The following is an 11,646-nucleotide window of genomic DNA, read 5'->3' on the forward strand; positions in this document are numbered from 1 at the left end:
GAGTTTCGATGGAAACACTCGAGGGCGTGACGCGGATGCGCCTGGTAGGCGGCAATCTCGCGCTGGACTTCATCAACACCCGCACCGGTCCGCCCGTCGGATCTCCGGACGACGACGTGCTGACCGGCTACCCCGAGCTCCTTGCCTGGAGCGTGTACGGGGGTGCGCTCAGCGAGCCGGAGGCGGAGGCGTTGCGCCGGCTGTCACACGATGATCCGGCTGGCTCCCAGGCCGCCTTCGCCCGATCGCTGCGCATCCGCGACGATCTCGACGGGGTGTTCCGGGCAGTGGCCGCTGATCGCAGCCCGGACGCGTCCGTGCTGGCCCGGCTGCGAGACGACGAAGCGGACGCGCTCGGTCACGCACGACTCGATCAGGGGCGTACGTTCGAATGGACCTGGCGAGACGACCGGACACTCGCCCGGCCACTGCGACCGGTGGTGCACGCGGCGGTCCAACTCCTCACCACAGGCGCACTGGACCGGATCAAGGGATGCGGCGGCTGTCGCTTTCTCTTCCACGACGAGAGCAAGAACCGCAGTCGCCGCTGGTGCAGCATGGACGACTGCGGAACCTCCGAGAAGATGCGCCGCTACGTCGCGGCGCGACGCACTCGCGCGACGAGCTGAGCCCGGCCTGCCGCGATCCGGCGGGTCGCGGCGGGTTGCCGACCTCGACCGGGTGCACGCGCGTGAACCAGTGACACCCGACGGCGTTCGGCAGGACGTCTACGACCGTGCGGAGAGCCGGAAACGCGTTTCCTCCGATCGGCGTCCGCTCCGTAGGATCTCCGGCGATCAAGGGGGATGAAACGGTGGGCGATTTCCAGCAGTTCGTGACGGATGTGACTTCGCGTCTGTCCACCATGTCCAGGGGCGAGTTGTACGTCGTCGGCGACGGTCTCGACCGGGACTCACTCTGGCTCACGTTTCTCGACTCCTTCCCCGCCGGCACCAATCCGCGGTTCCGTGAGCGGTCCGAGTACGACTGCTCGACGTGCCGCGGTTTCATCAAGCACTTCGGCAACGTCGTCGAGATCCACGACGGGCTGGTCCGTACCGTCTGGTCCGGGGTGTCGGCCTCCGACCCGGTCTTCTCCGTCGTCGCCGCCGCTCTGGACGAGTTCGTCCTGTCGCTGCCGTTGTCCACCGTCTTCCGGTCCGGCCAGGCCCAGTACGGGACGAAGACCACCCGGACGCTGCGCGACGGCCAGGTCGAGGTGTGGCACCACCTGCACGGCCGGGTGGAGGAGCGGCACCGCACCGACGATGTCGGCGCGGCACAGGGCAACTTCGACGCCGCGGTGCAGGTCTTCCAGCGTGGCCTGGCCGAGCTGACCCCGCACGCTCTGGGCACCGTCGCCGACCTGATCGACGGCAACGCCCTCTACCGCGGTGCGGAGCACCGTCGGGCGGTGACCGAGTTCCGGTCGCTGCAGAGCCGGTGGACGATGGCGACCGACGGACGGGCCTTCGTCTTCGCCAACGCCATGAACCCGGCGGCACGCATCCGCAACACGGTGATCGGCACCCTCGTTCAGGATCTCTCCGCGGGCGTCGACCTGGAGCAGGCCGTCCGGTCGTTCGAGACGAAGGTGGCGCCGCAGAACTACCAGCGCCCCACGGCGTTGATCACCCCGGCCATGGTCAAGGCGGCCATGAAGACCATTGACGAGTTGGGCATCGAGGAGTCGTTGCAGCGGCGGTTCGCCCGGTTGTCCGATGTGTCGGTCACCAACGTGCTGTGGGTCGACAACGACACGCAGCCGCGGATGAAGGACGGCATCGAAGGGCTGCTCATGCAGGCGACCACCGTGAGGTCGGCAGGTGCGCGCCTTCGGGACGCGGAGCCGGAGAAGGTTCCGGTGGTCTCCTTCATGAAGGACATCCTGCCCGGCGCCACCAGCATCGACCTGTGGGTCGGCAACACCCACGAGCCGCACTTCGTCAGTCTCACGACCGGCCGGCACCCGGCCGCTCCGCGATTGTTCAAGTGGGACAACGATTTCGCCTGGTCGTACGGCGGCAACGTCACCGACTCGATCCGGGAGAAGGTCAAGCGAGCGGGCGGCAACGTCACCGGCAAGCTGCGGGTGAGCCTGTCCTGGTTCAACCACGACGACCTCGACCTGCACGTGTTCGAGCCCAACGGCGACCACATCTGGTACCAGGAGAAGCGCAACAAGCTGGACGTCGACATGAACGCCGGCGGGGCGCTCTCCCGCGAGCCGGTGGAGAACGTCACCTGGACCGACCGGGTCCCCGACGGTGAGTACCGGATCGAGGTGAACCAGTACCGCAGGCGGGACAGTGCCCAGGGCGGCTTCGTGATCGAGACCGAGAGCAACGGGAGGATCGAGCACTACCGCCACGAGCGCGCGGTCGGCCACAAGGAGACCGTCGAGGTGGGCCGGATGACGGTTGCCGGCGGGGTCATCACCGCTTTCCGACCGGGCAGAGACGTGCAGCCGGGCAGTGCGAGCAAGGAGGTGTGGGGTATCACCACCGAACAGTTCGTACCGGTGTCCACCATCATGTACTCGCCGAACCACTTCGACGACAACGAGGTCGGCAACCGGCACTACTTCTTCATCCTGAAGGGGTGCGTGAACGACCAGCCGGCGCGCGGGATCTACAACGAGTTCCTCCGCGGCGACCTGCAACCGCACCGCAAGGTGTTCGAGGTTCTCGGCGACCGCACCAAGTGCGAGCCGTCTCCGGATCAGCTGTCCGGCCTCGGCTTCAGCTCCACGGTCCGCAGCTCGGTGGTCGCCAAGGTGACCATGACCAGCGGTCGGCGCCGCCTCATCAGCATCCAGTTCTGATTCCCTACCAGATATCGGAGAGAGACCATCGTGACCGTTTTCGAGAAGGCCACCCGGGAGAAGTTCCGCTATCCGTCGGCCAAGGGACAGCTGACCACCGAACAGTTGTGGGAGCTTCCGCTGACCGCCAAGTCCGGCTTCAGCCTCGATGACGTGGCCAAGGCGGTCAACGCCGAACTCAAGGCCGTCGACACCGAGTCGTTCGTGGCCACCGAGGCCAATCCGGCCAAGGCGATCTGGGAGGCCAAGCTGGAGGTCGTCAAGCACGTCATCGCCGTCCGCCTCGCGGAGGAGCAGGCGGCGAAGGCAGCGGCGGCCAAGAAGCTGGAGAAGGAGAAGCTGCTGGCGGTCCTGGGCCGCAAGCAGGACGCGGTCCTGGAGAACCTGACCGAGGCAGAGCTGATGGCCCGGATCAACAACCTGTAGCCCGCCGACAACCGGCACTCGCCAGCAGGTCCGTACATCGCCGGGAAGTACGGTCGCCATGCTGGGCATCGGCTCGTGTCGATCACGGACACGACCCGACAGGTTCACGGTGCGCGCTGAGATCAGCTTCAGCGCGCACCGTTTGCGGGTGGGCGGTCTCCGCCTGGGTCCGCCGGTGTGGTGCGGCGACGTTCTCGTCCGGTGGTTACCGCAGGCACAGTTCCCCCTGGTCGAGCACCCGCCGGCAACGCCCGATCCCTCATGCCGAGCACCCTGTTGCCCGCGCCGGTGGCGATCCTCTACGGTCTGCTGAAGCGGTGGGCGGTGCGGTCCGCATCCGACCGACACCGCCGGGTGCCCGTCGCGCGGGCCGGGATGGTGGAGTCCCGGGCCACCCCGTCGGCGGTCGTCGCGGCGGTCGTGTGACTCCAGCTCGTCCTCCGGGTGGTGCTGCCCGGCGCGGCTCCGCGCGGTGCCGACGGCGAGCGGGCCACGCCGATCCCCACCGGAGAATCCCGTGTTCCTCAGCCCGCACGAGCAGGATCGCCTGCTCGTCCACGTCGCGGCCGACGTCGCTCGCCGCCGCCGCGAGCGCGGCCTGCGACTCAACTATCCCGAAGCCGTCGCGATCATCACGGCCTTCCTGCTCGAAGGGGCCCGCGACGGGCGGTCGGTGGTCGACCTCATGTCCGCCGGCCGGACGGTGCTCGGCCGCGAGGACGTCCAGGACGGCATCCCCGAGCTGCTGAGGGAGGTGCAGGTGGAGGCGACGTTCCCGGACGGTACCAAGCTGGTGACGGTGCACCACCCGATCCCGTGATCCCCGGGGAGATCCTGCCGGCGGCCGGCCCGGTCGAGATCAACGTGGGTCGGCCGGTGACCACTCTGGTCGTGGTCAACACCGCCGACCGTCCGGTGCAGGTCGGCTCGCACTACCACTTCGCCGAGGCCAACCCGGCCCTGATGTTCGACCGGGCCGTGGCCTGGGGCCAGCGTCTCGCCGTTCCGGCGGGTACCTCGGTCCGGTTCGAGCCGGGCGTGAGCCGCACCGTCGAGCTGGTCCCGCTCGGCGGCGCACGCGTCGTGCCCGGCCTGCGCGGCGAGTGCGCCGGGCCGCTGGACGAAGCGTCACCACCCGCGCCGGGAACAGCCGCACCGACGACCGACGGGCCGGCGCGGTGAGCGCCGTGCGGCGGGACCGCTACATCGACCTGTACGGGCCGACCACCGGTGACCGCATCCGGCTGGCCGACACGAGCCTGCTGATCGAGGTGGAGACCGACCACTGCGTGGGCGGCGACGAGGCGGTCTTCGGCGGCGGGAAGGTGATCCGCGAGTCGATGGGCCAGTCGCGGGCGACCCGCGCCGAGGGCGCCCTCGACACCGTCGTCACCGGCGCGGTGGTGCTCGACCACTGGGGCGTGGTCAAGGCCGACGTGGGTCTGCGCGACGGGCGGATCGTCGCCCTCGGCCGGGCCGGCAACCCGGACACCATGCCCGGCGTCGACCCCGAGCTGGTCATCGGCCCGGCCACCGAGGTCATCGCCGGCAACGGCCGGATCCTCACGGCCGGCGCCGTCGACACCCACGTGCACTTCATCTGCCCGGAGATCGTCACCGAGGCGCTCGCAAGCGGCATCACCACACTCGTCGGCGGCGGCACCGGCCCCGCCGAGGGCACCCGGGCCACCACGGTCACCCCGAACGCCTGGCACCTGGCCCGCATGCACGAGGCGCTGGACACGCTGCCGGTCAACGTGCTGCTGCTGGGCAAGGGCAACACCGTCTCGCCGGAGGCGCTGTGGGAGCAGCTGCGCGCCGGCGCGGGCGGCTTCAAGCTGCACGAGGACTGGGGCACCACACCGGCGGCGATCGACGCCTGCCTGCGGGTGGCGGACGCCTCCGGGGTGCAGGTGTCCATCCACACCGACACCCTCAACGAGGCCGGTTTCGTGGCCGACACGCTGCGGGCGATCGCCGGCCGGGCCATCCACTCGTACCACACCGAGGGCGCGGGAGGCGGGCACGCGCCGGACATCATCACGGTGGCCGGTGAGCCCAACGTGCTGCCGTCGTCGACCAACCCGACCCGGCCGTACACCGCCAACACCCTCGCCGAACACCTGGACATGCTGATGGTCTGTCACCATCTCAACCCGTCCGTGCCGGAGGACCTGGCCTTCGCCGAGAGCCGCATCCGACCGTCCACCATGGCCGCCGAGGACCTGCTGCACGACCTCGGCGCGATCTCCATCATCGGCTCCGACGCCCAGGCGATGGGCCGGGTGGGCGAGGTGATCCTGCGAACCTGGCAGAGCGCGCACGTCATGAAGGAGCGGGTCGGCGCGCTGCCCGGCGACGGCGCGGCCGACAACCACCGGGCCCGCCGGTACGTGGCGAAGTACACCATCTGCGCGGCGATGGCGAACGGGCTGGACCGGGAGATCGGCTCCGTCGAGCCGGGCAAGCTGGCCGACCTGGTGCTGTGGGATCCGGCGTTCTTCGGCGTACGACCGCACATGGTGCTCAAGGGCGGCATGATCGCGTACGCCCAGATGGGTGACGCCAACGCGTCCATCCCGACACCGCAGCCGATGCTGCCTCGCCCGATGTTCGGGGCGTACGGCGCCGCGGCTTCGGCCACGAGCCTGGCGTTCGTCGCGCCCGCCGCTCTCGACGCCGGGCTGCACCTCGACGTGCGGCGACGGGTGGTACCCGTCGCGGACGTGCGCTCGCGGGGCAAGGCCGACCTGCCGGAGAACGACGCGATGCCCCGGATCGAGGTGGACCCGGACACCTTCACCGTGCGGATCGACGGTCAGGTGGTGGAGCCGGACCCGGTGACACGCCTGCCGATGGCCCAGCGGTACTTCCTGTTCTGATGGCGACGTCGAGCCTGCTCCTGCTGCTGGCCGACGGTCGCTTCCCGGCCGGCGCGCACGCCCACTCCGGCGGCCTGGAGGCCGCCGTCGCCGCCGGCCGGGTCACCGACCTGGCCACGTTGGAGGCGTTCCTGGCCGGCCGGCTGGCCACCGCCGGGCTGGTCGGCGCGGCGTTCGCGGCGGCGGCGCACCGGGCCGTGACCTCGGCCGGTTCCGCCGTACGCGGGTCCACGCTGGCGTTGCTCGACGCGGAGCTGGACGCCCGGACGGCGGCACCGGCGCTGCGCACGGTGTCCCGTCGCCAGGGGCGGGCTCTGCTGCGCGCGGGCCGGGCCATCTGGCCGGAGGCGTCCTTCGCCGACCTGCCCTGCACCCCCGGCGGAGCGCACCAGCCGTTGGTGCTCGGGCTGCTCTGCGCCGCCGCCGGCCTGAGCCGCGCCGAGACCGCCACGGTGGCCGTCCACGGGACGGTGACCGGCGCGGCCAGTGCGGGCGTACGCCTGCTCGGCCTCGACCCGTACCGGGTCCAGGCCCTGCTGGTCGGTCTCGCCGACCGGTGCGACGGCGTCGCCGCCGCGGCGGCGCGGGCCGCCGACGACCCACCCGAGCGGCTGCCCGCGGCGGCCGCCCCCCTTGCCGACATCCATGCCGAAGCTCATGCCACCTGGGAGGTGCGTCTCTTTGCGTCCTGACACCGTTGCGCCCACTGCCGACCGGAGTCCCGCCCCGCACGACGAGACCGTTCCGCACACCCACCCCGATCCGGGGGTGGACCCGCATCCGCCGCTGGCCCGAGCCGGCCGGGCGCTGCGCGTCGGCATCGGCGGGCCGGTCGGGTCCGGCAAGACCGCCCTGGTGGCGGCCCTGTGCCGGGCGTTCGCCGGTGAGCTGCGACTCGGCGTGGTCACCAACGACATCTACACGACCGAGGACGCCGACTTCCTCAAGCGGGCCGGCGTGCTGGACCCGACCCGGATCCGCGCCGTGGAGACCGGTTGCTGTCCGCACACCGCCATCCGGGACGACATCGGGGCCAACCTCGACGCCGTGGACGAGCTGGCCGAGGCGGTCGGCCCGCTGGACCTGGTGCTGGTCGAGAGCGGCGGCGACAACCTGACCGCCACGTTCAGCCGGGGCCTGGTGGACCGGCAGATATTCGTGGTCGACGTGGCCGGCGGGGACAAGGTGCCGCGCAAGGGCGGGCCCGGGGTGACGTCCGCCGACCTGCTGGTGATCAACAAGACCGACCTGGCCCCGATGGTGGGCGCGGACCTGGCCGTCATGGACCGGGACGCGCGGGCCCGGCGCGGCGACCTGCCGACCGTGTTCCTGTCGATCGTCGGCGACCCGACGGCGGGGCGGGTCGCCGACTGGATCCGCCACGAACTGGCCCACCACGCGGCCCGGCACCCGATCGCCCCGGCCTGATGCGCGCGGACGCCCGGCTGGTGGCTCGGGCCGACGGCCGGGGCGGCACGGTCCTCGCCGAGCTGCGCGGTGAGACGCCGCTGCTGTTGCGACAGACGCCCGGCAGCGGTCGTGTCGCGACCGTGTACGTCGTCGGCGGGGCGGCCGGCCCGCTCGCCGGCGACGACCTGCGGCTGGAGATCGACGTGGGACCGGGGGCGGCGGTGCGGGTACACACCGTCGCCGCCTCGGTCGCCCTGCCCGGCCGGCCCGACGCCGTGTCGCGAATGGCGGTCCGCGCCGTGGTGCACGACGGCGGTGCCCTGCACTGGCTGCCCGAGCAACTGGTCGCCGCGGCCGGCTGCGCCCACCTCGCCGAGTCCCGGGTCGAGCTGGCCGCCGGGGCGAGGCTGACCTGGCGCGACGAGGTGATCTGCGGCCGGTACGGCGAGGCGCCGGGCGGTGCGGTCGTCCACACGCGGGTCGACTACGACGGCCGACCGCTGCTGCGCCAGTCGCTGGCCGTGGGACCGGACGCGCCCGGCTGGGCCGGCCCCGCGGTGCTCGGCGGCGCGCCGGCCACCGGGTCGCTGCTGGTGGTGGACCCGTCGCGGCCCCACGAGCCCGCGACGGTCGAGGGCACCCTCGCCCGGCTGCCCCTGGCAGGTGGTCCGGCGACACTGTGGACCGCCACCGCCCCCGACGCGCACACGCTGCGCGCCCACCTCGAAGGCGAGCCGCTGCTCACCGAGGTGCGGTGAGGCGAGGGTCAGCGGCGAGGGCCGGCCGCCGCGGCCTGGTCGCGGCGACCCGCCGGGTCGAGTCGGGCGATCAGGTCGGCGATGTGGTCGAGCAGGGCGGTGTCGGCCGGTACGCCCGCCTCGGCGAGGCTGGTCCGGACCCGCTCGTCGAGGCGGGCGTGCTCGCGGCGGCCCCGGGTGGTCAGGTAGGCCCGGATACGCCGGCGGTCCAGCGGGTCGATCCGCCGGAACACCAGGTTACGGTCGACGAGTTGGTCGACCAGCTTGGTGAGGGTCCCCGGCGGCAACGACGCCTCGGCGGACACCTCGCTCATCGGATGGCCCTGACCGTCGGCGAGCAGGCAGAGCACCCGCCACGCCTCGGTGGTCAGGTCGTCGTCGGCCAGCACGGCGGCCAACCGGCGGGAGAGCAGCCGTTCGGCGCGGGTGAGCGAGCGCAGCAGATCGGCTGGCGCCCCGGGCACGTCTGACATGGAGCTCCCTGGGCCGGTGGCCCTGTCATCGTAGCGACTCGTCCCGGTCCGTGGAGAGCTGTGGTTTTCCCACGTCGGCCGGACAATCATGGGCTCATGTCCGCGCCGGCACCGCCGTGGCTCACGGTCGATCGGACCGTGGTCAGCATCGCGCTGGTGTACCCGATGCGCGGGCCGGCGGGAATGTTCGGCCCGACCTGCGAACTCTGCGCCCAGCTCGCGGTCGAGGAGATCAACGCCGGTGGTGGGGTGCTGGGCCGCGAGGTGCGGCTGGTGCCGGTCGACGGTGGCGCCCCGCCGACCGAGGTGGCCGCCCAGGTGGAGGCGCTGGTGTCGGTGGGCGCCGTGCAGGGCGTGACCGGTTGGCACATCTCCTCGGTGCGGCAGGCGCTCGCGCCCCGGGTCGCGGGCCGCGTGCCGTACGTCTACACCGCCCTGTACGAGGGCGGTGAGCGTACCGAGGGGGTCTATCTGACCAGCGAGACGCCGGACGCCCAGCTGTGGCCCGCGATGCGGCTGCTCGCGGGGGAGCAGGGCGTGCGCCGCTGGTTCGTGGTCGGCAACGACTACGTGTGGCCCCGGCGCACCGCGCGGGCGGCCCAGCGGTACGCGTTGCGCGGCGGTGGCCGCGTGGTGGGCCAGGCGTTCCTGCCGTTGGAGACGCACGACTTCGACGGCGTGTTGCGCCGGATCGAGCGTAGCGAGGCCGACGCGGTGGTGATGCTGCTCGTCGGCGCGGACGCGGTGCGGTTCAACCGGGCGTTCGCGCGTGCCGCGATGGACCAGCGCTGCCTGCGGCTGAGCACTCTGATGGACGAGAACATGCTGCTGGCCAGCGGGGCGGGCGCGACTCGGCGGCTCTACAGCACGGCGGGCTTCTTCGCCGGTCTCGTGACGCAGGAGAACCTCGACTTCCACGGCGAGTTCGCCCGCCGGTTCGGGGTGGAGGCGCCGCCGTTGGGCAGCCTGGGGGAGTCCTGCTACGAGGGCGTGATGCTGCTCGCCGCCCTGATCGGGCAGGCCCGCACCCTCGACGTACGGGCGATCGAGACGGCTGCCGACACGGTGGCGTACCACGGGCCGCGCGGTCGGCTCCAGCTGCGTCGGCGGCACGTGCGCCAGCGGATCTACCTCGCCGAGGCCGACGGTCTCGACTTCACCGTGCTCGCCCAGATCTGACCGTCCGATGCGGACCCTTGACACGTCCACCCGGCCCGACCCTAAGATACTTCCTGCGTGAAGTATCTACCCGCGGGGTGGATACCACGAATGTCTGTCCACCGTCGGCGGAATCTGCCCGTCGACCATTGTGGTGACAATTCCTCCCCGTGTTCGTCACGGCCGGCACCGTCTCGCTTCAGACGGTGTCGGCCATTGTGGCATGCGTTCTCTCCAGGTGCGCGAGAAACAGTCAATTAAGGGCTGGGAAACGTCCGCGCAATCATGTCGGTCGACGCTTTGCGTGCCCGTGTTCGATGCGATGACGACAGGCGACGTCCACCCGTCGACCTCGGCATCGCCAACTCCACCGGACCGCACCGACCGTCCTTTCGCTACTTCACTGCACACCGCAGGGAGATTAGATGTCACTTCCTTTCCGCCGCCGGATCCTGGCGGGTGCCATGACCCTCGTCGCCGCGGTCGCCATGACCGCGTGCGGCAGCAGGACCAGCGACGAGGGCGGCGCGGCCGGCGTCACCGCCGACGTCTCCGGCGACACCGTCAAGGTGGGCCTGCTCAACTCGCTCTCCGGCACCATGGCGATCAGCGAGGTCACCGTCCGCGACTCGATCATGCTCGCCGTCGATGAGATCAACGCGGCCGGCGGCGTCCTCGGCAAGAAGATCCAGCCGGTCGGGGAGGACGGTGCCTCGGACTGGCCCACCTTCGCGGAGAAGGCCGAGAAGCTCATCTCCGAGGACCGGGTGGCAGCCGTTTTCGGCTGCTGGACGTCGGCCAGCCGCAAGGCGGTCAAGCCGGTGTTCGAGAAGAACAAGGCGCTGCTGTTCTACCCGGTGCAGTACGAGGGTCTGGAACAGTCGCCCTACATCTTCTACACGGGCGCGACGACCAACCAGCAGATCGTCCCCGGGCTCGACTACCTCAAGGCGCAGGGAACGAAGTCGGTCTACCTGGTCGGCAGCGACTACGTCTTCCCGCGCACGGCCAACAAAATCATCAAGGCGTACGCGGCGGCGAACGGCATGACAGTGGTCGGCGAGGATTACGCGCCGCTCGGGTCCACCGAATTCGGCACGATCGTCAACAAGGTCAAGTCGTCCGGCGCGAAGGCGGTCTTCAACACGCTCAACGGCGACAGCAACGTGGCGTTCTTCAAGGAGTACAAGTCGGCCGGGCTGACCGCCGCCGCGATGCCGGTGGTGTCGGTGTCCATCGCCGAGGAGGAGGTCAAGGGCATCGGAACCCAGTACCTGGAGGGCCAGCTGACCGCGTGGAACTACTACCAGACCACGCCCGGCGCGGCGAACAACAAGTTCGTGGCCGCGTACAAGGCGAAGTACGGCGCGGACAAGCCGACGAGCGACCCGATGGAGGCCGCCTACGTCAGCGTCCACCTGTGGAAGGCGATGGTCGAGAAGGCCGGCACGTTCGACGTCGAGAAGGTCCGCGGCGCCTCCGACGGAATCACCTTCGACGCGCCGGAGGGCCTGGTCACCGTCGACGGCAAGACCCAGCACATCGCCAAGACCGCCCGCATCGGCAAGGTCGGCGCGGACGGCCTGATCACCGAGGTGTGGAACTCCGGCAAGCCGATCGCGCCGGACCCGTACCTGAAGACCTATCCGTGGGCGAGCGGCCTGAGCTGACGACGCCGGCCCCGGGCGGGAACCGCGACGACGCGCCCCGCCCGG

The 11,646-nt window shown here is 71.1% G+C and carries 13 protein-coding genes; 12 read left to right on the forward strand and 1 reads right to left on the reverse strand.

Going from position 1 to position 11,646, the window contains the following annotated elements; genetic code table 11:
• Positions 1-8: 8 nt before the first annotated feature.
• The 10 genes from GA0070622_RS14450 (at position 9) to GA0070622_RS14490 (ending at position 8,300) form a co-directional block, all read left to right on the forward strand.
• Positions 9-629, forward strand: a complete 621-nt coding sequence (locus tag GA0070622_RS14450) for a CGNR zinc finger domain-containing protein (RefSeq protein WP_091573765.1) — start codon at positions 9-11, stop codon at positions 627-629.
• 185 nt (positions 630-814) lie between these two features.
• On the forward strand, positions 815-2,824 hold the full coding sequence (locus GA0070622_RS14455; protein WP_091573766.1) for a hypothetical protein: 2,010 nt from the start codon (positions 815-817) through the stop codon (positions 2,822-2,824).
• A gap of 30 nt (positions 2,825-2,854) precedes the next feature.
• Complete coding sequence (locus GA0070622_RS14460) at positions 2,855-3,250, forward strand: hypothetical protein (protein ID WP_091573767.1); 396 nt, start codon at positions 2,855-2,857, stop codon at positions 3,248-3,250.
• A 261-nt stretch (positions 3,251-3,511) separates the two neighbouring features.
• Positions 3,512-3,676, forward strand: a complete 165-nt coding sequence (locus GA0070622_RS32575; protein ID WP_176710486.1) for a hypothetical protein — start codon at positions 3,512-3,514, stop codon at positions 3,674-3,676.
• 91 nt (positions 3,677-3,767) lie between these two features.
• On the forward strand, positions 3,768-4,070 hold the full coding sequence (locus GA0070622_RS14465) for an urease subunit gamma (protein ID WP_091573768.1): 303 nt from the start codon (positions 3,768-3,770) through the stop codon (positions 4,068-4,070).
• On the forward strand, positions 4,067-4,432 hold the full coding sequence (locus GA0070622_RS14470) for an urease subunit beta (protein ID WP_091573769.1): 366 nt from the start codon (positions 4,067-4,069) through the stop codon (positions 4,430-4,432). The genes GA0070622_RS14465 and GA0070622_RS14470 overlap by 4 nt, the downstream gene beginning before the upstream one ends.
• A complete protein-coding gene (locus tag GA0070622_RS14475; protein WP_091573770.1) occupies positions 4,429-6,132 on the forward strand; it encodes an urease subunit alpha in 1,704 nt (567 codons plus the stop codon). Before GA0070622_RS14470 ends, GA0070622_RS14475 begins: the two co-directional genes overlap by 4 nt.
• Entirely contained in the window at positions 6,132-6,824 is a 693-nt protein-coding gene (locus GA0070622_RS14480) for an urease accessory protein UreF (RefSeq protein WP_091573771.1), read from the forward strand. Before GA0070622_RS14475 ends, GA0070622_RS14480 begins: the two co-directional genes overlap by 1 nt.
• Positions 6,814-7,560 (forward strand): urease accessory protein UreG, encoded by a 747-nt coding sequence (gene ureG / locus GA0070622_RS14485; RefSeq protein WP_091573772.1) that lies wholly within the window; start codon positions 6,814-6,816, stop codon positions 7,558-7,560. The genes GA0070622_RS14480 and ureG overlap by 11 nt, the downstream gene beginning before the upstream one ends.
• Positions 7,560-8,300: an urease accessory protein UreD gene (locus tag GA0070622_RS14490; RefSeq protein WP_091573773.1), complete on the forward strand. Its 741-nt coding sequence runs from the start codon at positions 7,560-7,562 to the stop codon at positions 8,298-8,300. The genes ureG and GA0070622_RS14490 overlap by 1 nt, the downstream gene beginning before the upstream one ends.
• 8 nt (positions 8,301-8,308) lie before the next feature.
• Here the strand turns inward: GA0070622_RS14490 and GA0070622_RS14495 are convergent, their stop codons facing one another.
• On the reverse strand, positions 8,309-8,773 hold the full coding sequence (locus GA0070622_RS14495) for a MarR family winged helix-turn-helix transcriptional regulator (RefSeq protein WP_091573774.1): 465 nt from the start codon (positions 8,771-8,773) through the stop codon (positions 8,309-8,311).
• A 96-nt stretch (positions 8,774-8,869) separates the two neighbouring features.
• Between GA0070622_RS14495 and GA0070622_RS14500 the strand changes: the two genes are divergently transcribed.
• Both GA0070622_RS14500 and urtA read left to right on the forward strand, forming a co-directional pair.
• On the forward strand, positions 8,870-9,952 hold the full coding sequence (locus GA0070622_RS14500) for a substrate-binding domain-containing protein (RefSeq protein WP_091573775.1): 1,083 nt from the start codon (positions 8,870-8,872) through the stop codon (positions 9,950-9,952).
• A 404-nt stretch (positions 9,953-10,356) separates the two neighbouring features.
• A complete protein-coding gene (gene urtA, locus GA0070622_RS14505; protein WP_091573776.1) occupies positions 10,357-11,601 on the forward strand; it encodes an urea ABC transporter substrate-binding protein in 1,245 nt (414 codons plus the stop codon).
• Positions 11,602-11,646: the final 45 nt, after the last annotated feature.

Origin of the sequence: Micromonospora sediminicola, assembly GCF_900089585.1 — a bacterium.
In the GTDB taxonomy this organism is placed as follows: domain Bacteria; phylum Actinomycetota; class Actinomycetes; order Mycobacteriales; family Micromonosporaceae; genus Micromonospora; species Micromonospora sediminicola.